This window comes from Cognatishimia activa, assembly GCF_017798205.1.
Lineage (GTDB): Bacteria > Pseudomonadota > Alphaproteobacteria > Rhodobacterales > Rhodobacteraceae > Cognatishimia > Cognatishimia activa_A.
Map to the genome: position 1 here is coordinate 1,067,231 of NZ_CP060010.1, position 24,614 is coordinate 1,091,844.

The 24,614-nt window shown below is 54.9% G+C and carries 19 protein-coding genes, 3 tRNA genes and 3 rRNA genes; 9 read left to right on the forward strand and 16 right to left on the reverse strand.

Annotated features, from left to right (window positions below; all coding sequences use genetic code 11):
* Positions 1-24: 24 nt before the first annotated feature.
* The 3 genes from HZ995_RS05165 to HZ995_RS05175 all read left to right on the forward strand — a co-directional run bounded on the left by HZ995_RS05165 (position 25) and on the right by HZ995_RS05175 (position 3,092).
* The gene (locus HZ995_RS05165; protein ID WP_245168759.1) at positions 25-858 is read left to right on the forward strand and encodes a hypothetical protein; all 834 of its coding nucleotides are present in this window, start codon (positions 25-27) and stop codon (positions 856-858) included.
* 81 nt (positions 859-939) lie between these two features.
* Positions 940-2,046, forward strand: a complete 1,107-nt coding sequence (gene leuB, locus HZ995_RS05170) for a 3-isopropylmalate dehydrogenase (RefSeq protein WP_209357605.1) — start codon at positions 940-942, stop codon at positions 2,044-2,046.
* Between the two features lie 101 nt (positions 2,047-2,147).
* Entirely contained in the window at positions 2,148-3,092 is a 945-nt protein-coding gene (locus HZ995_RS05175) for a DMT family transporter (protein ID WP_209357606.1), read from the forward strand.
* A 306-nt stretch (positions 3,093-3,398) separates the two neighbouring features.
* Here the strand turns inward: HZ995_RS05175 and HZ995_RS05180 are convergent.
* The 7 genes from HZ995_RS05180 to HZ995_RS05210 form a co-directional block, all read right to left on the reverse strand.
* A tRNA-Met gene (locus HZ995_RS05180) sits at positions 3,399-3,475 on the reverse strand.
* A 55-nt stretch (positions 3,476-3,530) separates the two neighbouring features.
* Positions 3,531-3,645 (reverse strand): 5S ribosomal RNA (rrf, locus tag HZ995_RS05185).
* A gap of 100 nt (positions 3,646-3,745) precedes the next feature.
* Positions 3,746-6,574: ribosomal RNA gene (locus HZ995_RS05190) — 23S ribosomal RNA — on the reverse strand.
* A 461-nt stretch (positions 6,575-7,035) separates the two neighbouring features.
* Positions 7,036-7,111: transfer RNA gene (locus tag HZ995_RS05195), tRNA-Ala, on the reverse strand.
* An 18-nt stretch (positions 7,112-7,129) separates the two neighbouring features.
* Positions 7,130-7,206 (reverse strand) — tRNA-Ile (locus HZ995_RS05200).
* Between the two features lie 149 nt (positions 7,207-7,355).
* A 16S ribosomal RNA gene (locus HZ995_RS05205) occupies positions 7,356-8,822 on the reverse strand.
* The 16S, 23S and 5S rRNA genes sit together here with 3 tRNA genes alongside, the layout of an rRNA operon.
* A 617-nt stretch (positions 8,823-9,439) precedes the next feature.
* Entirely contained in the window at positions 9,440-10,600 is a 1,161-nt protein-coding gene (locus HZ995_RS05210; RefSeq protein WP_209357607.1) for an acetyl-CoA acetyltransferase, read from the reverse strand.
* A gap of 214 nt (positions 10,601-10,814) precedes the next feature.
* Here HZ995_RS05210 and HZ995_RS05215 point away from each other — a divergent pair, with 214 nt between their 5' ends.
* Positions 10,815-11,699 (forward strand): UTP--glucose-1-phosphate uridylyltransferase, encoded by an 885-nt coding sequence (locus tag HZ995_RS05215; protein ID WP_209357608.1) that lies wholly within the window; start codon positions 10,815-10,817, stop codon positions 11,697-11,699.
* Between the two features lie 45 nt (positions 11,700-11,744).
* Here the strand turns inward: HZ995_RS05215 and HZ995_RS05220 are convergent, their stop codons facing one another.
* From HZ995_RS05220 to HZ995_RS05230, 3 genes are all read right to left on the reverse strand, one after another.
* Positions 11,745-12,539 carry a 3-deoxy-manno-octulosonate cytidylyltransferase gene (locus HZ995_RS05220; protein ID WP_209357609.1) on the reverse strand — a complete coding sequence of 265 codons (795 nt, stop codon included), beginning with the start codon at positions 12,537-12,539 and terminating at the stop codon, positions 11,745-11,747.
* A gap of 11 nt (positions 12,540-12,550) precedes the next feature.
* The gene (locus tag HZ995_RS05225; RefSeq protein WP_209357610.1) at positions 12,551-13,516 is read right to left on the reverse strand and encodes a KpsF/GutQ family sugar-phosphate isomerase; all 966 of its coding nucleotides are present in this window, start codon (positions 13,514-13,516) and stop codon (positions 12,551-12,553) included.
* A gap of 124 nt (positions 13,517-13,640) precedes the next feature.
* A complete protein-coding gene (locus HZ995_RS05230; protein ID WP_209357611.1) occupies positions 13,641-14,222 on the reverse strand; it encodes a TetR/AcrR family transcriptional regulator in 582 nt (193 codons plus the stop codon).
* An 81-nt stretch (positions 14,223-14,303) separates the two neighbouring features.
* Between HZ995_RS05230 and HZ995_RS05235 the strand changes: the two genes are divergently transcribed.
* The 5 genes from HZ995_RS05235 (at position 14,304) to HZ995_RS05255 (ending at position 18,884) form a co-directional block, all read left to right on the forward strand.
* Positions 14,304-14,765: a (2Fe-2S)-binding protein gene (locus tag HZ995_RS05235; protein ID WP_209357612.1), complete on the forward strand. Its 462-nt coding sequence runs from the start codon at positions 14,304-14,306 to the stop codon at positions 14,763-14,765.
* A 2-nt stretch (positions 14,766-14,767) separates the two neighbouring features.
* On the forward strand, positions 14,768-17,014 hold the full coding sequence (locus tag HZ995_RS05240) for a xanthine dehydrogenase family protein molybdopterin-binding subunit (RefSeq protein ID WP_209357613.1): 2,247 nt from the start codon (positions 14,768-14,770) through the stop codon (positions 17,012-17,014).
* Between the two features lie 8 nt (positions 17,015-17,022).
* Positions 17,023-17,646: a hypothetical protein gene (locus HZ995_RS05245; RefSeq protein WP_209357614.1), complete on the forward strand. Its 624-nt coding sequence runs from the start codon at positions 17,023-17,025 to the stop codon at positions 17,644-17,646.
* Positions 17,647-17,658: 12 nt separating this feature from the next.
* The gene (locus tag HZ995_RS05250; RefSeq protein ID WP_209357615.1) at positions 17,659-18,006 is read left to right on the forward strand and encodes a hypothetical protein; all 348 of its coding nucleotides are present in this window, start codon (positions 17,659-17,661) and stop codon (positions 18,004-18,006) included.
* Between the two features lie 212 nt (positions 18,007-18,218).
* Positions 18,219-18,884: a L,D-transpeptidase gene (locus HZ995_RS05255; RefSeq protein WP_209357616.1), complete on the forward strand. Its 666-nt coding sequence runs from the start codon at positions 18,219-18,221 to the stop codon at positions 18,882-18,884.
* A gap of 87 nt (positions 18,885-18,971) precedes the next feature.
* Here the strand turns inward: HZ995_RS05255 and HZ995_RS05260 are convergent, their stop codons facing one another.
* The 6 genes from HZ995_RS05260 to HZ995_RS05285 all read right to left on the reverse strand — a co-directional run bounded on the left by HZ995_RS05260 (position 18,972) and on the right by HZ995_RS05285 (position 24,614).
* Positions 18,972-19,238, reverse strand: a complete 267-nt coding sequence (locus HZ995_RS05260; protein WP_209357617.1) for a hypothetical protein — start codon at positions 19,236-19,238, stop codon at positions 18,972-18,974.
* Positions 19,239-19,403: 165 nt separating this feature from the next.
* Positions 19,404-20,012 (reverse strand): TetR/AcrR family transcriptional regulator, encoded by a 609-nt coding sequence (locus tag HZ995_RS05265; RefSeq protein WP_209357618.1) that lies wholly within the window; start codon positions 20,010-20,012, stop codon positions 19,404-19,406.
* Positions 20,013-20,089: 77 nt separating this feature from the next.
* Positions 20,090-20,611: a GXWXG domain-containing protein gene (locus tag HZ995_RS05270; protein WP_209357619.1), complete on the reverse strand. Its 522-nt coding sequence runs from the start codon at positions 20,609-20,611 to the stop codon at positions 20,090-20,092.
* Between the two features lie 45 nt (positions 20,612-20,656).
* Complete coding sequence (locus HZ995_RS05275) at positions 20,657-22,270, reverse strand: GMC family oxidoreductase (RefSeq protein ID WP_209357620.1); 1,614 nt, start codon at positions 22,268-22,270, stop codon at positions 20,657-20,659.
* A gap of 65 nt (positions 22,271-22,335) precedes the next feature.
* On the reverse strand, positions 22,336-23,454 hold the full coding sequence (locus HZ995_RS05280) for a CaiB/BaiF CoA transferase family protein (protein ID WP_209357621.1): 1,119 nt from the start codon (positions 23,452-23,454) through the stop codon (positions 22,336-22,338).
* Complete coding sequence (locus HZ995_RS05285) at positions 23,451-24,614, reverse strand: acyl-CoA dehydrogenase family protein (protein WP_245168760.1); 1,164 nt, start codon at positions 24,612-24,614, stop codon at positions 23,451-23,453. Before HZ995_RS05285 ends, HZ995_RS05280 begins: the two co-directional genes overlap by 4 nt.

Genomic DNA, 24,614 nt, shown 5'->3' on the forward strand with positions numbered 1-24,614 from the left:
GTCGAGTTTGAAGGGAAAAAGGCAGTGTTCGCACAAATCACAAGCGCGATGACACGCGCGATCCTTATGGCGGTGCTGGTGGCGACTCCGGCTCTTGTGCTTCCGGACATCACGTCGGATGCGCAGCAATTCGCGTTCATTTGTGCTTTCTTCGCGGCCGCCTTGGTCTTTATCGAGTATTTCTCGGCCTACCCCAGCATTCTGGAATTTCGCTTCGCGCCACCGTTTAACCGGATCCGCTTTGCGACGGTCTTCTTTTCGGTGTTCACACTGTCCTCGGCCTTCACCTTTGGCACCTCATCCAATCTCGTGAATGGCGTCATGCATGCGCTGGCGTCCGTGCTGGGCAATATGACCGACGTGCCCTATTCGCCCGTCCGCCTAGTTTTGCTGACCTTGCCTGCCCATGCAGACGGAGAGGTATTCTCTTATGTACGCATGGCCGCGGGTGTATCCTATACGGCTTCGATATTGAGCCTTGTCCTGTTTTATTTCTTTGTCCGGGTTTTGGATTGGCCAACACGTAACGGAGCGTTCAATGTCTGGGTCAACCTACCCCTGTTCGACCCGACGGCCGGCGGAGACGTCCTGCCGCGGCTTATTCGCGATGGGCGCGTGAATATCGTTTTGGGCTTCTTGTTGCCGTTTATCTTCCCTGCATTGGTGGAAATTACATCAGGCTCACTGGGTCCGGCGCTGTGGTCAGATCCTCAGACCTTGATTTGGACCATGACAATCTGGGCGTTTTTCCCAGCCAGCATGGTCATGCGTGGCATTGCCATGTTGCGGGTTGCGAACATGATCGATCAGGATCGTCGTCGTGCCTATGCAGAAGCGCAGAACCTGCAGCACATCTGATCCAAAAACACCCTTCGTTTCTTGATCTTTCCGAGGCTAGCCGCTAGGCCCAAGGCAACGTGAAAATCGAAGGATAGTTCCATGGGCAACCCCTCACTGCTGATCCTGCCGGGCGACGGCATTGGCCAAGAAGTCATGAATGAAGTGCGTCGTATTATTGACTGGTACGGCGAAAAACGCGGCCTCAAATTTGACGTCTCCGAAGATCTCGTCGGCGGCGCAGCTTATGATGCGCATGGCACCCCATTGCATGATGACACAATGGCCAAGGCTCAAGAGGTTGACGCGGTTCTGCTCGGCGCTGTTGGTGGTCCGGCCTATGATGATCTGGATTTCTCGGTGAAGCCAGAACGTGGCCTGCTACGCCTTCGCAAAGAGATGGACCTCTTCGCCAACCTGCGTCCTGCACAGTGTTTTGACGCGCTGGCGGATTTCTCGTCGCTGAAAACTGACATCGTGTCTGGTCTGGACATCATGATCGTGCGTGAGCTGACTTCGGGCTCTTACTTCGGCGAGCCTCGCGGCATCTTCGAAGAAAACGGCGAGCGTGTTGGCATCAACACTCAACGTTACACCGAAAGCGAAGTCGATCGCGTGGCGCGCTCTGCGTTCGAGCTAGCGAAACGTCGTGGAAACAAAGTTTGTTCGATGGAAAAAGCCAATGTGATGGAATCCGGTATCCTCTGGCGCGAAGTCGTCCAGAAGGTCCATGACGAGGACTATCCTGAGGTAGAACTGTCCCACATGTATGCCGACAATGGTGCAATGCAGCTGGTCCGCGCGCCGAAGCAATTCGACGTCATCCTGACCGACAACCTTTTCGGCGACCTGCTGTCTGATTGCGCAGCAATGTTGACTGGCTCTCTGGGCATGCTGCCCTCCGCATCGCTGGGTGCTCCGATGGAAAATGGACGTCCAAAGGCGCTCTATGAACCGGTACACGGTTCTGCACCTGATATCGCGGGTCAAGGCAAGGCAAACCCATGTGCGTGCATTCTCAGCTTCGCTATGGCGCTGCGCTATAGCTTTGATCAAGGCACGGAAGCGGATCGTCTGGAAGCAGCGGTCGAAAAGGTTCTGGCCGATGGCGTTCGAACTGGGGACTTGATGCAAGCCTCTGATGCACAACCTGTGAGCACTTCGCAAATGGGCGACGCTGTTCTCGCCGCTTTGGACGCATCTCTCTAAGATTTTGACCGCGCAGCCGCAGGGTTGCGCGGTTCACCCTTGTCAGACGCACAGCCTATGGTATTGCTGACGTTAGCGATAACGCTTCAGGATTCCAAACCATGTCTGACAATGTGAAAGGCGCAGTATTCGCGCTGTGCGGCTTTGCTATTTTCGCAATCCACGATGTTCTCGTGCGTATCGTTGGCGGAAGCTTTTCGCCGTTTCAGATGCTCTTTTTCACGAGCCTTCTGAGTTTTCCACTTCTGACAATCGTGCTTGTTCAAGACAGCACACATGGCACCATGCAACCCAAACATCCTTGGTGGGTGGCACTCAGGTCCCTTGTGATGGTCGGAGCCAGCATTTGCGGGTTCTTCGCCTTCGCCACGCTTCCTTTGGCGCAGGTTTATGCAATCTTGTTTATGGTGCCTTTGCTTGTCACCCTCATGTCCATTCCTCTTCTGGGTGAAAAAGTTGGCGCGCATCGCGCGGCAGCGATCCTAGTCGGCTTGGCGGGCGTGATTGTTGTTGTTCAACCGGGCTCTACACAGCTTGGCCTAGGTCACCTTGCCGCCGTCCTAGCGGCCTTTGGAGCAGCGCTCCAATCTGTGATATCCCGCAAAGTGGGCAATGACGAGCGGCCCGTTGTCATGATGCTTTTCCCTCTGCTTGCAATCTTTGTCACAATGGGAGGCAGCCTCGCATTCGTATATGAGCCGATGGCTCTGATTGACATAGCAGGCATGGCAAGCATCGCCGTATTGGGGTTCATCGCGACCTTCTGTTTGGTTGCTGCTTATCGCAAAGGCGAAGCGGCGATCGTCGCACCTATGCAGTATAGCCAGATAATCTGGGCGACGATTTATGGAAGCTTGTTATTTAACGAACAAGTAACAACGTCGGTGCTCGCAGGTTCTGCTTTGGTGATCACCAGCGGCCTTTACATTGTAGCGCGAGAGGCGATTTCCGGCACATCTTCGAACCAACCTGTAACGCGCACTAGGTCGCGTGGCTTCGCACCTGGCAGCCTGAGGGTCTCGACATTGTTAAAGTGGCGCAAATAAACACCAGGTTTGCGTGGCTATCCGCAAGCACAAAACGCGTTCAGTAGCGTCGCATCCCTGACGGAATTGGAGCACGAGGCGTTACAGTTGAAGCAGCTGATAGTTGGGTAGAGATAGACACAAACGACCGTTTCAATTGGCGTGCAGCGGTCAGTTCTTGTTTTGCATGTTCGCTAAAGTTGGTTTTCGTGAGCAGGCTTTGGCCCTTTGCCCTTGAGGGTGTGAGCCTGAGGATGTGCAGACGTTAATCGATTGATGCTGTGTATCGATTGTATTCTGAATGTGGTTTGTTTTTGTTATTCGACCTGGTTGCGGGAGTAGGATTTGAACCTACGACCTTCAGGTTATGAGCCTGACGAGCTACCGGGCTGCTCCATCCCGCGTCAAGGTCGAATAGATATATCATCGTTTTGAGAGATATGTGTTTGTTTTTGCTAGGTTTGGCGATGCCCTACTCTCCCACACCTTAAGATGCAGTACCATCGGCGCAACGGTGCTTAACTTCCGGGTTCGGGATGGGACCGGGTGTTTCACTCGTGCTATGATCACCAAACCGAGTAAAAACAAACGTTAAGTTTCCAAGTCAGTACACTGAGGTGTGTATGGCTTTTGGATCGCAGTGATTGAAGACAGATGTCTATCTATTACTGGATCAAATCAAGCCTATCGGACCATTAGTACCGGTCAACTGAACGCATTACTGCGCTTACATCTCCGGCCTATCGACGTGGTGGTCTACCACGGTCCTCAGGGATACCTTGTTTTGAGGGGGGCTTCCCGCTTAGATGCCTTCAGCGGTTATCCTGTCCGATCATAGCTACCCTGCACTGCTGCTGGCGCAACAACAGGTCCACCAGTGGATCGTTCACCCCGGTCCTCTCGTACTAGGGGCAACTCCTCTCAAGTATCCTACACCCACGGCAGATAGGGACCGAACTGTCTCACGACGTTCTAAACCCAGCTCACGTACCTCTTTAAATGGCGAACAGCCATACCCTTGGGACCTGCTCCAGCCCCAGGATGAGATGAGCCGACATCGAGGTGCCAAACACTGCCGTCGATATGGACTCTTGGGCAGTATCAGCCTGTTATCCCCGGCGTACCTTTTATCCGTTGAGCGATGGCCCTTCCACTCGGGACCACCGGATCACTATGGCCGTCTTTCGACTCTGCTCGACTTGTCAGTCTTGCAGTCGAGGCAGGCGGCGCCATTGCACTCAACGAGCGATTTCCGACCGCTCTGAGCCAACCTTCGCGCGCCTCCGTTACGCTTTAGGAGGCGACCGCCCCAGTCAAACTACCCGCCACACAGGGTCCCGGATCCGGATAACGGACCGCGGTTAGACATCAAGCAATGCAAGGGTGGTATCTCAAGGGAGGCTCCACCGGAACTGGCGTCCCGGTTTCAATGCCCACCACCTATCCTGCACATGCATGGCCTGATGCCAGTGTGAAGCTATAGTAAAGGTGCACGGGGTCTTTCCGTCTCGACCGCCGAAACCTGCATCTTGACAGGCAATTCAATTTCCGCTGAGTCGATGTTGGAGACGTGGGGAAGTCGTTACGCCATTCGTGCAGGTCGGAACTTACCGAACGAGAATTTCGCTACCTTAGGACCGTTATAGTTACGGCCGCCGTTTACTGGGGCTTCAATTCAGAGCTTGCACTCCTCCTCTTAACCTTCCAGCACCGGGCAGGCGTCAGACCCTATACGTCGTCTTGCGACTTCGCAGAGCCCTGTGTTTTTGATAAACAGTCGCTACCCCCTGGTTTGTGCCCCCAGCCAATACTTGCGTAGAAACTGGGCCTCCTTCTCGCGAACTTACGGAGGTATTTTGCCGAGTTCCTTCAACATCGTTCTCTCAAGCGCCTTGGTATGCTCTACCAGTCCACCTGTGTCGGTTTAGGGTACGATCTCATGATGGAGCTATTTCCAGGAACCGATTAGCGGCCCCTCCAATCCGATAAGGAGGAACAACCGTCACGATCCGTCACTTCCATCTGGCCCAGGAATATTAACCTGGTTCCCATCGACTACGCCTTTCGGCCTCGCCTTAGGGGTCGGCTTACCCTGCTCAGATTAGCTTTAAGCAGGAACCCTTGGACTTTCGGCGAGAGTGTCTCTCACACTCTTTGTCGCTACTCATGTCATCATTCTCACTAGTGATCTCTCCACGGGATCGCTCACGCGCCCGCTTCATCGAAAGCTCCAAATATCCTCCATGGTGCCCGAAGGCACTAAAGAGGATAGGAACTATGTCACACTACGCTCTGCTACCGTGCATTACTGCACCCTAGACTTCGGCTCATGGCTTGAGCCCCGTTACATCTTCGCCGCAGGACAACTTATTTAGACCAGTGAGCTGTTACGCTATCTTTAAAGGATGGCTGCTTCTGCCAACCTCCTGGTTGTTTTGGTCGTCCCACCTGCTTTCCCACTTAGCCATGAATTGGGGGCCTTAGTCGTAGGTCAGGGTTGTTTCCCTCTCCACTACGGACGTTAGCATCCGCAGTGTGTCTGCCATCTAGTACTCCCGGGTATTCGGAGTTTGGTTAGGATCAGTAAGCCTGTGGGGCCCCATTACCCATCCAGTGCTCTACCCCCCGGGGTATTCGGATGACGCTCTACCTAAATAGATTTCGCAGAGAACCAGCTATCTCCGAGTTTGATTGGCCTTTCACCCCTAGCCACAAGTCATCCCGACCTTTTCAACAGGTGTGGTTCGGCCCTCCAGTACGTGTTACCTTACCTTCAGCCTGGTCATGCCTAGATCACTCGGTTTCGGGTCTAATGCATCTAACTCAATCGCCCTATTAAGACTCGCTTTCGCTGCGCCTACACCTAACGGCTTAAGCTTGCTAGATACACTAAGTCGATGACCCATTATACAAAAGGTACGCTGTCAGCCCTCAAGGGGCCTCCAACTGATTGTAGGCGTTCGGTTTCAGGTACTGTTTCACTCCCCTTGTCGGGGTGCTTTTCACCTTTCCCTCACGGTACTGGTTCGCTATCGGTCAGTAAGGAGTACTTAGCCTTCGAAGGTGGTCCTCCGATCTTCAGACAGAATTTCACGTGTTCCGCCCTACTTAATACATCCCTCAAAGCTTCCTATACGGGGCTATCACCCGCTATGGCTGCGCTTCCCAACGCATTCTAGTCACTCATCAGGCTTGGCTGGTCCCCGTTCGCTCGCCGCTACTAGGGGAGTATCAATTGATTTCCTTTCCTCCGGGTACTTAGATGTTTCAGTTCCCCGGGTTTGCTCTTAAAACCCTATGTATTCAGGTTAAAAGTACCTAATTCAGCACATTATAAGCAGCACCGAAGTGCTATTATAACGAACTGTTAGGTGGGTTCCCCCATTCAGAGATTCATGGATCAAAGCTTATTCTCAGCTCCCCATGACTTATCGCAGAGTATCACGTCTTTCATCGCCTCTTACTGCCAAGGCATCCACCAAACGCCCTTCTCGCGCTTGATTTGATCCAGAAAGAGAGAGACATAAGTCACTCGCGATCCCAACAGCTGGCAAGCAAGGGATCCTGTTTCTGAACCAAAAGTCATACTTTCCCGCTCTTTATCCTGGAACCCAAGCTGCCGATGTCGGTCGGCCCCGCTTGGAGGACAAAGAACAAAATGAGCAACCGCTTGGTTGCTCGGGTTAGTGTACTTGACTTGGACAACTCTGTTCGTTTCAGCCGGCAGACCCTTGGAAGACCGAGGAAACAGTCTTGATCAAAGGCTCGCATCACCCAAGAAGGGATCAGCACCAAACTGAGATCCACCTCTTACTCAAGGGGATCAAACAGTGTTGATTTGTAGTTTTAAGACTAGTCTTAAAACTACTTTGTATCTCTCTAAACGATGTCAAAACGTCCGAATGGACGGTTGCAGAACCAAGTGGTGCTTAACGATCAATTCGTAACAGACTGAAGCGAAGAATGGTGGAGCCTAGGAGGATCGAACTCCTGACCTCCTGAATGCAAATCAGGCGCTCTCCCAGCTGAGCTAAGGCCCCATTGTTTGCCAACAGATTTGGTGGGTCGAGGAGGACTTGAACCTCCGACCTCACGCTTATCAGGCGTGCGCTCTAACCACCTGAGCTACCGACCCAAAACAGACCGGCAGGTCTGTGACTTAACGAAGAGATATGAGGACGGCCTGGCCGAGTTTGACCAACTATTGTTGATCTATATGTCCATATTGGACTGCTAAGTGTTCCACGACGTTGGACCAAGTCAATGTTCTAGGAACATCCTTAGAAAGGAGGTGATCCAGCCGCAGGTTCCCCTACGGCTACCTTGTTACGACTTCACCCCAGTCGCTGATCCTACCGTGGTCCGCTGCCTCCAAAAGGTTAGCGCACGGCCGTCGGGTAGAACCAACTCCCATGGTGTGACGGGCGGTGTGTACAAGGCGCGGAACGTATTCACCGCGTCATGCTGTTACGCGATTACTAGCGATTCCGACTTCATGGGGTCGAGTTGCAGACCCCAATCCGAACTGAGATAGCTTTTGGAGATTAACTCACTGTCACTACCATTGTAGCACGTGTGTAGCCCAACCCGTAAGGGCCATGAGGACTTGACGTCATCCACACCTTCCTCCCGCTTATCACGGGCAGTTTCTCTAGAGTGCCCAGCCGAACTGCTGGCAACTAAAGATGTGGAGTTGCGCTCGTTGCGGGTTAACCAGTAACATCTCACGGCATGGGCTGACGTACTGCCATGCAGCACCTGTCGCTGCGATCCATTGAAGAACACTCCATCTCTGGAGTTAGCACAGGATGTCAAGGGTTGGCAGTAAGGTTCTGCGCGTTGCTTCGAATTAAACCATGCTCCACCGCTTGTGCGGGCCCCCATCAATTCCTTTGAGTTTTAATCTTGCGACCGTACTCCCCAGGCGGAGATGCTTAATCGTTAGGTGCTGTCACCGAATAGCATGCTGACCCGACAACTGGCATCTCATCGTTTACGGCGTGGACTACCAGGGTATCTAATCCTGTTTGCTCCCCACGCTTTCGCACCTCAGCGTCAGTATCGAGCCAGTGAGCCGCCTTCGCCACTGGTGTTCCTCCGAATATCTACGAATTTCACCTCTACACTCGGAATTCCACTCACCTCTCTCGAACTCAAGATTAGGAGTTTTAGAGGCAGTTCCAGGGTTGAGCCCTGGGATTTCACCCCTAACTTTCTAATCCGCCTACGTGCGCTTTACGCCCAGTAATTCCGAACAACGCTAGCCCCCTTCGTATTACCGCGGCTGCTGGCACGAAGTTAGCCGGGGCTTCTTTACCGGTTACCGTCATTATCTTCACCGTTGAAAGAGCTTTACAACCCTAGGGCCTTCATCACTCACGCGGCATGGCTGGATCAGGCTTGCGCCCATTGTCCAATATTCCCCACTGCTGCCTCCCGTAGGAGTCTGGGCCGTGTCTCAGTCCCAGTGTTGCTGATCATCCTCTAAAACCAGCTATAGATCGTAGACTTGGTAGGCCGTTACCCCACCAACTATCTAATCCAACGCGGGCCCATCCTACTCCGATAAATCTTTCCCCCGAAGGGCGTATACGGTATTACTCACCGTTTCCAGTGGCTATTCCTTAGATCTGGGCACGTTCCCACGCGTTACTAACCCGTCCGCCGCTCCCTCCGAAAAGGGCGCTCGACTTGCATGTGTTAGGCCTGCCGCCAGCGTTCGTTCTGAGCCAGGATCAAACTCTCAAGTTGAAACGATGTTACCATCGTATCCTTAACGTCTGAACCTCTGCACATCACTGACATTCCCCTCGTCACAAGAGGAATGGCAATCCAACCTTCCCGGCAGGAAAAGTTGGAATAAACTGTTTGTGTACTTCAGTTTCCAAAGAAACAAAAAGTCCGACAAACAGTGAAGCTGTTAATTCCATCATCGAGCCGAAGCCCTAGGAACCAGATATACAGAAGTCCGTCTGTCGATTACAAACCAAACCGCCCGCATATCTCTTCGATATCATCACAATGTCAAAAAACGTGGCCAGCCAAAAACCAACCGAAGAGACAAACAAGACCAGATGCGCCCTAACTTCCGGCGCGCCCCGCCTCACCAACCTCAAGAATTTGTCCAGAACCGCGTCGCCGCCGCTCCGGTGAGGGGCGTTCTACGTATAAGGCGCAGAGGGCGCAAGAGGTTTTTTTAGAAATCTGACAAATTTCTGGCTTATCGCTGATGTTTGCCAGTTTTGAGGGCGCCGATAGGTCAGCCGGGCTGCCAATGTTTAGGAAATCTTCAATTTCCGGAGCAATTCTTGCCAAAAAATCGCGCGCCGCGTGGAATCAATGCGCACGGCGCGCCTATTCGGTGCCCTTTACGCGCGATTCTCAAGAATCGAGCAGAAGTTCGCGACGCCAGATCCGCCCATATTGAACACCATTCCCAGATTAGCGTGCGACAATTGCATATCACCCGCCGCGCCGGAAAGCTGTTGCGCCGCCAGCACATGCATCGACACTCCGGTCGCGCCCACAGGATGCCCTTTGGCTTTCAGGCCACCAGACACATTCACTGGAAGTTTCCCGTCCGGCAGAACCATGCCCTCGTTAATGGCACGCGCGCCCTGCCCTTTCGGAGCCAGACCCATTGCTTCATAAATCAACAACTCGGCGATCGTGAAGCAATCATGGACTTCGGCAAAACTAATATCATCCAGCGTGACACCCGCCGCGCCTAGAGACGTATGGATCGCTTTGGACGGACCTTCAAAGGCCAGAACATCACGCCGTGACATGGGCAGATAGTCATTAATATGAGTCGCAGCGCGGAACCCAATGTTATGGGCCATGTCTTCGGCCACATCATCGGCCGCGAGGATGATCGCAGCTGCACCATCGGAAATCAGGGAACAATCCGTCATGCGCAAAGGAGCCGCAATGATTGGATTGCGATCGGACACAGTATTGCAGGCCTCAAAGCCCACATCTTTGCGCAGATGCGCCAGGGGATTGTTCAGAGCATTCGCATGGTTTTTCGCAGCGATACGCGCAAGCGTGGCGGATTGGTCACCATATTCTTGGAAATAGGCCTGGGCAAAACGGGCAAAGATCTGAGGGAAAGACGTCCCCGCCTCTTCTTTTTGATAGGAGGCACTGCCCAGAGCTTCGGTGACACCCTCGGTCGTCTGCGAGGTCATTTTCTCGGCACCGATCACAAGTGCGACTTTCGCTTGACCCGCCTGAATGGCCGCGCGCGCAGAATAGAGCGCCGCTGCTCCCGAAGCACAGGCGTTCTCAACCCGCGTAGCCGGTGTAAAGCGCATTGCTTCATCGGCATGCAGCGCGAGTGAGGATGCAAAACCATCAGGAACCAGACCGGCGTTGAAATTACCCAACCAAATGCCGTCAATGTCTGCATAGTCGACACCCGCATGGGCCACGGCCTCTTTGGTGACGTCGACGATCATGTCTTCTAAGGTCGAGTCTTCGAGACGACCGAATTTAGTGTGACCCCAGCCTACAATGCGCGCATCCATATATTTTCCTCCATTTTGCAGCCGCAGCGTAACCCCAAAAGCGCAATTCTCAACCGTATCGACGTGGCGTCTTAAGGTTCGCTACGTTACGTTCCAAACCATTCGAGTGGGGAAAACCGCCACAAATTCTCCACGACTTCATACTGGTTTTGGCCCAATCCTTGATATACCCAAAAAACAACAGGCAAAGCTTATCGTAAGAGTGAACAGTAGGATGAAGAATAAAGTCACCAAAGCCATTTTTCCCGTGGCGGGTTTGGGCACTCGGTTTTTGCCCGCAACCAAGTCCGTTCCCAAGGAAATCATGACTCTAGTGGATCGCCCTTTGGTGCAATATGCGATTGATGAGGCCCGGGCGGCAGGGATTGAGGATTTCATCTTTGTCACCTCGCGCGGCAAGGACGCGCTTGAGGATTATTTTGACCGCGCGCCGAACCTTGAAGCTGAGCTTGAGGCCAAGGGCAAAACCGATCTCTTGGACATTCTAGAACAGACAAACATGGGCTCCGGCCAGATTGCCTATCTGCGTCAGCACAAGGCCCTTGGCCTTGGTCATGCGGTCTGGTGCGCGCGCCGCCTGATCGGAAACGAACCGGTCGCCGTTATGCTTCCCGACGATGTGATCGCCGCGGAAAAGCCATGTCTTCAGCAGATGGTCGAGGCCTATGCCGACGTCGGAGGCAATATGGTGGCCGCGATGGAAGTTCCTGGCGAGCAGACCTCGTCCTTCGGTATTCTGGATGTGGAGAAAGACGCCAAAGGGCCGGTGTTGCCTGTGAAATCCATGGTTGAAAAACCGCCAAAGGGGACAGAACCCTCCAATCTCGCCGTGATCGGTCGCTATATCCTTGCGCCGGAAATCATGGGCCAATTGGACAATGTAGGCAAAGGCGCTGGCGGTGAGATCCAACTGACCGACGCAATTGCTGCAGAGATCGCCAGCCCGCGCCCAGTGACCGGCTTTTGCTTTGAAGGCACGCGGTTTGATTGTGGCTCTAAGGCTGGGTTTTTGCAGGCAACCGTGGCGTTTGCTTTGGATCGGCTAGAGTTGCGTGATGATCTGGCGGGCTATCTGAAACAGATCGCGCCGACTCTGTGATTGCGGCGGCGGCGGGGTAATCGGTGTGGCGGGCTGAAGCCCGCCCTACTGCAGATCGCGTAGAACGCTTTCGATGCGAGGGACATCTTCGGGGTTGTTCAACTCCCAGAATACACGCCCTTTGCCGTCGACTTCGACGCAGCGCACCGTGGTGCCATTATAAAGGAACCGCAACTGCTCGAGTCCTTCTAGGGTTTCCAACTGGCTCACGGGCCAAGAGGAATAGGCCGCCAAGGCTTCGGGGCGATAAGCATAGACGCCCACGTGGTGATAAACCGGAATGTCGGTGTCAGGCACCTTGTCCGGATCGATAAAGGGCAAGACCTCTTTCGAGAAATAGATCGCATGGCCTTTGGCGTTGAACACCGCCGTCGTGCCTCCGACGCGGCCGGCTTTGCGATCCTCGACAAAGTGGCCATAGGTCAGCGCATCGCATTGCGAAACAGGTGTCGCGACCTGAGCCTCTGGGTCAGATTTCATTGCCGCGATGAGATCCTCGACAAACCAAGCAGGTGTCAAAGGCGCATCGCCTTGCAGGTTCACGATCAAATCCGCATCCAGCCCCGCTTTAGCCAAAGCATCCGCGCAGCGCGCCGTGCCATTCTCACAGGATTCTGAGGTTATAATTACCTCGGCCCCAAAGGCCTCGGCGGCGTCTTTGATGCGGTCGTCATCGGTTGCCACATAGACAGCATCCACGCCAGCAACGCCAATCGCTGCCTCCCAACTCATTTGGATCAGGGACTTCTTGGTGCCGTCCTTTTGGGTAAGCTCCGCCAAGGGCTTGCCGGGATAGCGAGAGGACGCATAGCGTGCAGGGATCAGGATAACTGTCTTCATGCTCAAATCCTCTAGGCCACGCCAGCGCGCAGCAAATCATGGACATGCAAAATACCAACCGGCGCACCCGAGGCATCCACCACAGGCAAAGCGGTAATCTTGCGTTCGTTCACAATTGCAAGCGCTTTGGCGGCCAGCATGTCAGGCTCTATTTTGGTTGGATCCGTATTGGCGATCTCACGCGCAGATTTGCCAAGCAGGCTGTCCATATTGCGACGAAGGTCCCCATCTGTAATGACACCTTCGAGCTTGCCGTCGGCCACAACAAAGGCCACGCCGAACCCGCCGGATGTCATCGTCAGCAACACCTCAGACATAGGGTCATCCGGCGCCACGACCGGCAGTTGATCCACACCATGCATCAGATCCGCAACGCGGCTCATTTGGCTGCCGAGTTTACCGCCTGGGTGAAACACCTGAAACTGATCAGCATCAAACCCACGTTTCTCCATCACCGCCACCGACAAAGCATCGCCCAGCGCGAGCGTCAGCGTTGTTGACGTGGTCGGAGCCTTGCCGATCGCGCAGACCTCGGGCGCTTTTGGCAATGCCAGTTTGTAGTCTGCCGCCTGCATCAAAACACTGTCAGGATTAGACGAAATCGCAATCAGCGGAATATTAAAGCGGCGGGTATAAAGCGTGATATCTCGCAACTCGGCGGTCTCGCCAGAATTCGAAATCAGAATGCAAATGTCATGCGAGGTCACCATGCCCAGATCGCCATGGCTCGCCTCGGACCCATGCACGAAATAGGAAGGCGTCCCGGTGCTTGCCAATGTCGCCGCGATCTTGCGCCCGATATGGCCGGATTTCCCGACGCCAGACACGACAACACGTCCATCGATTTCCAAAATCCGCTCAACAGCCGGCACAAAATCCGGCGGCAGTTCCTCGGCCATTAGATAAAGCGCGTCCGCCTCTTTTCGAAGCGCCTGTTTCGCAATGCCCTCAACAGAGCCGGTCTTTGGATCAGACATAGATGTCCTGGATGGCTTGGCCCATCCACCTCATTACAGTTCGTGATCCTCTATTGGCACGAATTGCGGGTGATTTCCTAGTGCGGAAATGGTTGGTGCTTCACCAACGAAACCTGCACCACGTTCAGCGTTTGACCAAATTCAAAAAGGCGATCTTGCAGGCCCGAAGCCTCTTTCGCATATGGTCTGAGGACTCTGCCCCGTATTTGGCTGTTTTCCCCGAATAAAACAGGAAATCCGCGAGATCCTGATGCGACAAATCCGGATCGACGCTTTCTACACCCTGCTGCTCGAACATTTCGATGAACATGTTTTCCCAGGCCAGTTGGCCCTTCTGCATCTCTTCGGCCGCGATGTGATGCAGGCCTTCTAAAAGCTCGGCGATGTCTGGGTATGTTTGAACAATTTCATACCACCGCAAAGGCCCAACCTCGTGAAAGATGTCGATGCGCTCTTCCAGCGATGCAGATTTCTCCCAAGCCGCGCGGACTTCGGCGATAGTTTTCTCAGTTTCAAGCCTCACCGTTGCGCGCAGAATATCATTTTTTGTTGCAAAGGCATTATACACCGTTTGCCGGGCCACACCCGCTGCCTCTGCGATGTCACCCATGGTGGTCTTTGAAACCCCATATTTCGCAAAAACCGTCTGAGCGGCGTCAAGGATGCTGAGTTCTCTTTTGTTCATAACCTGGGTTTGACATTTCATTGGGAATCCGTCAATTTACAAAAATACATTAAATGTCCAAACTTTCATGGACATCCTCAGCCAGCATATAAAGAGGCTAGCATGCAACTTACGATCAACGGTACCTCCCACGAAGTGGACGTCGAAGACGACATGCCACTGCTCTGGGTTCTTCGCGATGAACTTGGTTTAACTGGAACAAAATACGGCTGCGGCGTTGCACAATGCGGAGCCTGCACCGTGCATATGGACGGCGTTGCTGTCCGGAGCTGTCAGGTCGCTGCAGCCTCTGCCGATGGCGCAGACATCACAACTATCGAAGGGCTGGGAACGCCTGCCTCACTACATGCCGTACAAGAAGCTTGGGTCGAGAATCAGGTCGCGCAATGTGGGTATTGTCAGTCAGGCCAGATCATGCAGGCCGCTGCGCTGCTAGACATGAACGATGCGCCAAGTGATGAAGAAATCGACATCGTCATGGGCGGCAACCTCTGCCGCTGTGGCACCTATCCACGCATCCGCGCCGCTGTTCACAGCGCCGCCGCGAAAATCCGGGAGGCATAATTATGGGTCGTCTCCGTACAATCACACGTCGTAGCTTTCTGGTTGGATCTGTCGCCGTCGGCGGCGCAGTTGCTTTCGGGACCTATCGCGCCTTCGCGCCCTTTGAAAACCCGAACGAAGAAGACCTTGCGAGCGGGTCCGCCACCTTTAATCCTTGGGTAGTCATCGATTCAGACAAGATCACTCTGATCGCAACCCATGCGGACAAAGGTCAGGGTGTTCAATCCACGCAGGCTTCTTTGATTGCAGAGGAACTCGACGTTGAACTGGATCAAGTCGAGATCAGTTTTGGCGTTCCAAGCCCAGCTTACGCCAATGAGGGCATTGCTGACGCCATGGCGGGTTTCCCGCTCTATGACTACAGCGACTCGGCAGAACGCATGCGGGGTTTCGTAAACGGCGCGATGCGTGCAGCATTGCCGATGATGACGACTGGCGGCTCTTCGGCCATGCCAGACGTTTTCGACAAACTGCGCAACGCAGGCGCAACCGCGCGCGAGACGCTGAAACTGGCGGCATCACAAGTCTCAGGCGTGCCGGTGGATCAGCTGAAAACAGCCAAGGGTGCGGTGATCCTGCCCGACGGCTCCGAGCTGAGCTACACCTCGCTGGCCGGCACCGCCGCCGAAATCGAACCCGTTCGGTTTGTCGAACTCCGTCAGCCTTCTGAATGGCGCATCCTCGGCAAATCCCATGGCCGGACGGACATGCTGCCAAAATGTACCGGCACGCTGGAGTATGGCATCGATTTCGAAATCGAGAACATGGTGCATGCGACGGTTAAGACAAACCCGAACAAGGGCGCAGCGATGAAGTCCTTCGACGCGGCCGAGGCCCGTCAGATGCGCGGCATTCAGGATGTCTTTGAAATCACCAACGGTGTCGCCGTCATTGCGAATAACACCTGGCGCGCGATCAAAGCGGCGAACACGATTTCCTTTGAGTGGGAAAAGCCGAACTACCCTCTAGAGCAAGCCGAACATTGGGCCGTTCTGGAAGAGGCCATCGGTAAAGAAGAGCATCTGAACGCAGAAGCGCGTGAAGTTGGCGATGTTGAGACCGCCGAAGGTACTGAGGTCAAAGGCGACTATCGCTCTCCTTATGTAGCCCACGCACCGCTGGAGCCTCTGACAGCAACGATCCTCGTGACCGACGATCGTGTGGACATCTGGACAGGTCACCAAGTTCAGCAAATGGTTGAAACCGTGGTCGCCGAAATCAGCGGAATCGACGTTGAAGATGTGCATCTGCACAATATGTTCATCGGCGGCAGCTTTGGTCACCGGCTCGAGTTTGACTACATCCGTCAGGCCGCAGAGATCGCGACCAAACTCAAAGGCACACCAGTCAAACTGACCTATTCCCGCGAAGAAGACTTCGTGCAGGACTTCCCACGCCACATCACAATCGGGCGCGGTATCGGCAAACACAAAGACGGTAAAGTCACCTCGATGAATGTCGATATTTGTGGGGCCTCGGTTCTGGCGTCTCAGATGGGACGCATGGGCATGAGTCTGCCAATGGCAGACACCCAGTTGCACGAAGGCGCATGGGACTATCCGATGCTGAACCTGAACAACAACCGGGTGCGCTCGTTCCGGGTCGACAATCTTGCACCGACCTCCTCTTGGCGCTCTGTGGGTGCTGCTCCAAACGTGTTCATCTATGACACGCTTCTGGATGAAACCATCCACGCCGCCGGTGCGGATCCAATGCTAGAACGCATCCGCTTGATGGGCCATGGCCAATCGGAGAAGGTTTTAGAAACCGTCGCCGAGATGTGCTCTTGGAACGGCCACAAGGTCGGACCAAACACGGGTCGCGGCGTTGCCTATGGCTTTAGCTTCGGCGTTCCAGTTGCAACCGTGGTTCAGGTCACCAACACGCCAAATGGCATCAAGCTGGACGAAGTCTGGGTGGCTGCTGACGTGGGCATCGTGATCGATCCGAACAACCTCGACAACCTCGCCACCGGCGGAACGGTCTTTGGCCTTGGTCACGCGATCAACTGCGAAATCACCTACGCAGATGGTGTGGCGCAGCAAGAGAACTACTACGACCACGAAGCCATGCGCATCTGGCAATGTCCGACAATCCACTTCAAAGCCTTGGAGAATATGAAGAAAGTCCGCGGGTTCGGCGAACCTCCGATCCCGCCGGCAGCGCCTGCACTTGGCAACGCAATCTTCGCGGCGACAGGCCAACGCCTGCGCGAAATGCCGTTCAATAAATTCGTAGACTTCGTGTGAGGCCAGCTATGACAAAGTCACTTATCTCTGGCATCGCTTTGGCGCTCTGCCTGTCGACATCTGCTTTCGCCGCTGGCGAAGAAGGTGAAAACGTCACGATCAATCCACCTGCGTCTGTGACCCTGGAAGAAGGCCTCGCGGCTTGGGATCGCGTCTACGAAGTCGCGTCCCACCCACGCTGTGCCAACTGCCACACGGGCGAAAGTGATCGCCCCATGTGGTCGGGCCCTGCCTATGGCAAGACCCGCGTTCACGGCATGAACATCCGCGCTGGCGAAAGCCGGATCGGTGCGGAGTTCTTGCTTTGCTCGACCTGCCACGCCTACCGTGAGGACGGCAACGACGCGCCGCATATGGCACCGCAAGTTGCCATGAACTGGCAGCTGGCCCCTGTAGAAGCCGACTGGTTCGGCAAGACATCTGACGAGATCTGTACCCAGTTGCGTGACCCGGAACTTAACGGCGACCGCGACTATCTGGATCTGGCCAGCCACCTGGATCACGATTTGATCCTGCATTGGGCTTGGAACCCGGGCGGAGGCCGCGAACCCGCGCCCTATAGCCTGCAGGAACATGTAGATGACATTTTGGCATGGGGCGTCGCCGGATACCCTTGCCACAGCGACAACTAAGGAATTGAGAAAATGATTGATGCAAAAGGTCCATATCGTGTCGGTGCCCTCTTCGTGGCTCTCAGCGGCCTCGTCCATCTTTTGGCGCTGTTTGTCAGTGGCTTCGCAAGCGGAGCGCTGGTGCTCGTGCCCGCGGGGATTGTCTACCTTGGTTTTGCCTACGGGCTGCTTCAGGGATGGCGCTGGCTGGCCTATGTTGTCTTCCTCTTGATGATGGTCGGAAGCCTCGTGGCGCTTTCCTCTGCCTGGACAACACCGTCAGTTCCTACTTGGATTTACCTGACCATTGTCGCTCTGGACTGGCTTACCGTCCTGGCCCTCTTCGGAGCACTCTGGCGAAGCCGCCCCGTCGCGGCGTAAACACGCCACACTGCATTATCTTCAAAACGCGGGCCTCTCGCCGAGGTCCGCGTTTTTTGTATCCGGCAGGGAAACAACCGAGCTTTCAAGTGTCACTCAATCAAAACACAAAGGCACTTCTGCAGCGGATCACGGGAATTTTAGTAGCCATAACTTTATTAAATAAAGGATGTTGGGCGCGGTTGGGGCCTGTGTATGAGGCTATTGTAAAGATGTTTAATCGCAGAACATTTATGATCTCGAGCGCTGCTTTGTTTTCCGCGCCTATTTCGGCGCCGGTGATGGCTGCGCCTGTGACACGCCGATCCATGTGGGATGCATGGGACGCACAGGTGACTCCTGCAAACTTCGATCCTTACAAAACCAACCCCTGGGACCTGCACGCGCGCTTTCTGCCGCAAAAAGTCCGGGTGAACGATGGGCTCTCGCCCGGAGACATTCATGTCGATGCGGTGGCCCGCTATCTCTATCACATCGGAAACGACGGCACGGCGATGCGCTATGGCGTCGCGATCGCCCGCGGAGATCTCTACACACCGGGCGTCTACACAATTCGGCGCAAGGCAAAGTGGCCCGTTTGGACCCCAACTGCTGCGATGATCAAACGCGAGCCTCACAAGTATAAACAGCACGCTGGCGGTATGAACGGTGGCCCAGACAATCCGTTGGGGTCACGCGCGCTCTACCTCTATCGCGGCAATCGCGACACTTATCTGCGTATTCATGGTACGCCGACGCCTCGGTCTATCGGCCTGAGGGCAAGCTCTGGCTGCGTGCGCATGGTGATGGCACATATCAACCACCTCTACGAAAATGTAGACCTCGGCGTTCGGGCACATTTTTATTCGCCTGATCCGACTGTCACGGCCCGTAGCTAGGTCGAAATTCATAGCCCAAAGAAAAAGCCGCGGATCCAATTGGATCGGCGGCCTTTTTGTTTTGCCACATATAAGAGCGAACGCTCGCTAACTCTGCGCTCGAGTGCAAATCGGATTGCCATTGGCAGTGCGCACCGGCAAATAGGTCGTCTCAATTGGTCCGCGATAGCGATAGAGATAGCAGCCATTGGATGGGTCAATCTTGATCCGGCTTAAATCCTGACCCGGGGCAGCCAGTCGCGCCAATTCCGCCGAGGCTGGACGGTCGTTACTTGAACTCGCCTGATTGGCAGCATCCGTACAAGCGCCAACGGCAAACACGCATATCACAGGTACAAGCCATTTCTGGATCATCGGAGTTTCCCTCAAAAAATTACGCGCCTGCCACCGCAAAACGACACTAGAGACTTTGAAGACTGGATCAACTTTTCCAGAAAAACGGTGTATTGCACGGGCAAAGCCACCGTTAATCGACACTCACCCGGCGCATTGTTTCCAGATCACTGGCAATCAACGTGCTCAGAGGCTTTCGCTTTCACGGGCCATAGAGAGCCGTTCCGTGATGGTGCGGGCTTCGGCATCAGACATCCCAAGCGCGCGCAATTGCAACATCGCGAAATTATGCGCCGCCTCGCGCCAGCCGACCTGGCCGTCTTGGATCAAAAGCATCGTGCTCAGAAGACCGCCTGCCATCTGCGCCCGGAACACCGTGACTTCGGACTTGGAAATCACAAAGCGACCACTTTCAATCCCAGTCATCAATGCCTTTTCAGGAACACCAAACCAGTATTTCTTAAGCTGACTTTCGCGAAGAGCGAACTCGGTTACGAAGCGGCCAACCTGCGGGTCGTTGTGAAACTCTTCAAGCGGAAAAGCCAATGCATAGGTCAATTGGATCGCTGGATCTTCTACACCGTCCAAAAGAGCCATCAGCTTTTCGTTGAACTGTTCAGTCACCTGATTGGCAACCTCAGAAAACAACGTGTCCATATCTGGGATCAGATTATAGATGGTGCTGCGCGCGACATTCGCCTCGCGGGCAAGTTCAGACACCGAAACGCCTTTGTTCCGTTTCTCGGCGAAAATCTTCAAAGCCGCCGAATACAGTCTGTCTCTTGCTGCGTTCATCGTTTTAAGTCTGTTCCATCTTTGTCATCTTTGGTTTTGCCTGTCTTCGCAGGGCGCTGCAATCATTGATCGGTCCGTCAGTTCATCTTCTCACGGTGCAGCTTAAAGAAATAAGGTTGATCCATGCCTTTGAAATCCATCCAGCCCAAAACAGAGTCAGGCCCAAGCGAGGCGAAGACATCATTGATGGGCTTTGCATCGTAACACATGGCCGCATGCTGACGTCCGCGGAAACTGATGGTACGCAGGCGCGCTTTGGGCTTACTCGTGCGGATCAGAGGTACAAGGATCGGAAACAGGACAGGCGCCAGAATATCCCGAAGCGGCAGATAGGTCGAAAGTTTGATCGGCAAGAGCGCCGGATTGACCGAGACTTTCCCCCACAGAGGCACCTTATGTACCAAAGGATGCACCGCATCGGGGCCTTCAAAAGACTTGCCATACCAATAAGAGCTTTCCAGCATCCCATCCATATCGTGATCCGTATCCACGCCCTCGCCATGCCAGCGCCCGAGCATTTGCTCTTCGGTCGCGGGCGGTAGGCTGTCAAACAGGGCCATGGCCTCTTCGGTGGTCATCTTATCGTTCTGCTTTGGCATGGTTTCGTTACTTACTCCCCGTAACGTCATCTGTGCAGGTCACCCCTAGATCCGAGCGTCCTCTTTGATCATATCGGCGGCTTTTTCTGCGATCATGATCGTGGGCGCATTGGTGTTGCCGCTGATCAGATTTGGCATCACCGAAGCATCCACGACGCGAAGCCCCTGAACGCCGCGCACCCGCAGCCTCGTGTCCAGAACGGCATCCTCATCCGAACCCATGCGGCAGGTGCCCACAGGGTGATAAACCGTATCCGCCAAATCGCGGATCGCGTGATCTAGCTTCGCCTCATCCGTAATGTCTCCGAAGACCAGCTCTTTCACGACGGCCTTGTCAATCGGCGCGCTTTTCATGATCTCTTGGGTCTTTTTCAATCCGGCCTTCAGGCGGCGGAAATCGGCGTCCGACTCAAGGAAGCGCGGATCAATCACAGGCGCGTCGCGCATGTCTGCGGAGGCCAAGCGCACGCTGCCACGGCTTTCGGGCCGCAAGATACAGACATGAACCGAGATCCCATGTCCCGGTAGAAATTTGCGCCCGTGATCCTGAATGCACCCCACACCGAAATGCAGCTGGATATCCGGCCAATCCGCCTCGCTTTCAACCGAGAAAAACGCCCCAGATTCGGCGATATTGGACGACCAGAACCCGTGCCCGCGCCGCCGATAGGTCCTGATGTCGCGCAGAGACCGCCATACGGTTTGCGGGGAAATCCCCATCACATCCGGACGATTGACCTTATAGCCCATGGTGACGTCGACGTGGTCTTGCAGGTTTTGACCCACCTGCGCGCGATCCGCTTTCACTTCGATGCCCAGAGCTTTCAAATCCTCCGCCGGGCCAATGCCCGAGGCCATCAAAAGCTGAGGCGACTGGAACGCACCAGCGCAGACGATGACTTCGGCGCGCGCCGAGACCGTCTTAAGCTGGCGGCCCTCGTAATATTTCACACCCGTCGCGCGATCGTCCTCGATCACCAACTCTTGCGCAAGAGCCTTGGTGATCACATGCAGAGAGCTGCGTTCCATATTGGGATGCAGATAGGCCGCCGCCGCGGAACAGCGTTGGCCGCGCCGTTCGTTGTGGAACTGGGTGACCTGAAACATCCCGGCACCCTGTTGCTCGGGCCCATTGAAATCATGGGTACGCCGAAGCTGAACCGCCTCGCAAGCCTCTAGGAAATCGTCATTGATCGCATAGGGCGTCGGCAAATCCGAAACATGCAACGGGCCGTCAGAGCCGTGCAATTCATCCGCACCGCGCATATTCCGCTCGGACTTCTTGAAATAGGGCAGCACATCAGACCAGCTCCAGCCATCGCACCCATTTGCGGCCCAATTGTCATAGTCACGAGGGTTCCCGCGAATATAGATCATCGCGTTGATCGCAGAACTGCCGCCCAACCCTTTGCCACGCGGCTGATAGCCCACACGCCCGTTCAGCCCAGGCTGTGGCACTGTTTCAAAACCCCAGTTCAGATTAGTCAAACGCCCGCCATGCACCGCACCAATGACCAAGGACGGCACCCGAACGAAAAGGGATTTCCCTTCGCCCCCAGCTTCAAGCAAACAAACAGAGACCTTTGGGTCTTCGGACAAGCGCGACGCAAGAGTTGCCCCTGCCGAACCGCCGCCAACGATGACATAGTCAAATTCCATGTTGTTTTACCCTCCGCTTTGGCACGCGGCCTGCGATCTTTTGAAGCCTGAGACACAGGTGATGCTTAGGTCAGTATGCCTTTCTTTTGCAGCTGCTCAATCTCTGCCAAGTCAAATCCGCATTCCCTCAACACTCCGACGGAATCCTCCCCTGATCCCGCCGGAGACTGAGGCACCCGCGCGACGGATCGGCTGAACCGAGGTGCGGGTGCCGGGTGAATGGTGCCGTCGATCGTTTGAAAAACGCCGCGCTCCGCCATATGTGGATGCGTTGAAGCCTCCCTCAACTTCAATACAGGCGTCACGCAAGCATCCGAGGTCTCAAAGATCGCGGTCCATTCATCTCGTGATTTTGTTTGGAAATGGGCGGCAAAGCGCGCGTGCATATCCGGCCAATGTTTGGGGTTCTGCTGGTTCTTGGCATCCTCTTGCGGCAGACCCGCAAGCCGCAGGAACTCTGCAAAGAACTGAGGCTCGATGCAGCCGACAGCAACATATTGCCCGTCTGCACATTCATAGGTGCGATAGAACGGCGCCGACCCGTCCAGAAAATTCTGCCCTCGGGTTTCGCCTGCCATGCCCTTGGCAATCAGCATATTGATCAAGCCACCCATCGCGGCCACGCCATCCACCATGGCCGCATCAACGACCTGACCTTTGCCAGAGCGTGATTTCTCGATCAAAGCGGCCAGAATGCCGAAGACCAGAAACATCGAGCCGCCGCCGTAGTCTGCCACGTAGTTCAGCGCCGAATGTGGCGGTTTCCCGGGCGCTCCGAACATATTGAGCGTCCCGGTGAGCGCGAGATAGTTCATATCATGGCCCGCAGTCTGCGCCGCAGGTCCGTCCTGCCCCCAGCCTGTCATGCGGCCATAGATCAGGTGGTCACCCGTGTCCTGAGGGCCCAGACCCAGCTTCTCCATGACGCCAGGGCGGAACCCTTCGATCAGCACATCGGCGCTGTTCAAAAGCCGCAGAACAGCGGCCTTGCCTTCGGTCGACTTCAGATCAATCGCAAGAGAGCGTTTGCCGCGCCGGTTCACATCGGTGGGGTCAGGCTTGGCGCTTTTGCGGTCAATGGTGATGACATCCGCACCCATATCCGCCAGCAATTGGCCTGCCAGGGGTGCAGGACCAATCCCTGTGAACTCGACAACTTTTATGCCCTCAAGCGGTGCGCTCATCGGCCTGCACCCCGATCATCCAGCCCAAGGCCACGGCCGATGATCTCTTTCATGATCTCAGAGGTGCCTGCATAAATCCGGCTGATCCGCGCATCCGCATAGAGCCGCGAGATCTCGTATTCATCCATGAAGCCTGCACCGCCGTGCAGTTGAAGACAATCATCCACCACACGGGCTTCAATTTCAGACGTCTTGAGTTTTGCTTCAGCCGCCACTTCAGCGCTCAGCTTGCCTTGCAGATGCAGCTTGGTGCAGTGGTCGGTAAAGACCCAGCCCATGTCCAGCTCTGTACGCATCTCGGCCATTTTGAAACGGCTGTTCTGAAACGTGCCGATGGGCTTACCGAAAGCCTTGCGCTCGGTGATATAGTCCATCGTCACCTCAAAGGCGCGCTCGGCGCGACCCATGAAGGCCGCAGCCCCTGCAAGGCGTTCTTCGGCAAGGCCCGACATCATGTATTTGAAGCCTTTGTAAGGGTCGCCCAAGACATTCTCTTTCGGGATCTTCACATCCTCGAAGAAGAGCTCCGCCGTGTCCTGCGCATGTAAGCCCAATTTCTTGAGCTTACGCCCGCGCTGAAACCCTTCCATACCGGCTTCGACGATAAAGAGCCCCATGGCGTGCGGATTGTCCGGATGGGTGCGCGCCGCAACCAGAACCACATCAGAAATCAACCCGTTAGAAATATATGTCTTAGAGCCATTCAGAACCCAATGATCGCCCTTGTCCTCAGCACGTGTGCGAATGCCTGCCATGTCAGACCCGGTGCCAGGTTCAGTGATCGCAATCGCGAGGATCTTGTCGCCAGAGACGATCCCCGGCATCAGGCGATCTTTCTGTTCCTTGGTGCCGAATTTCTGGAAATACGGCCCCACGATGCGGTTGTGCAGCGGCAGGAATAGACCCGAGCTATATTTGGTGATCTCTTCCATCAGGATCTGGTCATAGCGGAAATCATCCACGCCCAGACCGCCATAAGCCTCATCCGCATACATGGCGAGGAACCCGGCCTCTCCGGCCGCTTTCCAGACCTCCTTGCTGACCTGACCATCGGCCAACCATTGCTCGGCATGAGGAACGATGTGCTCCTCACACCATTTCACAACCGAGTTGCGAAAGATCTCGTGCTCTTCTTCGTAAAGGTCGCGTGGGATCATCAT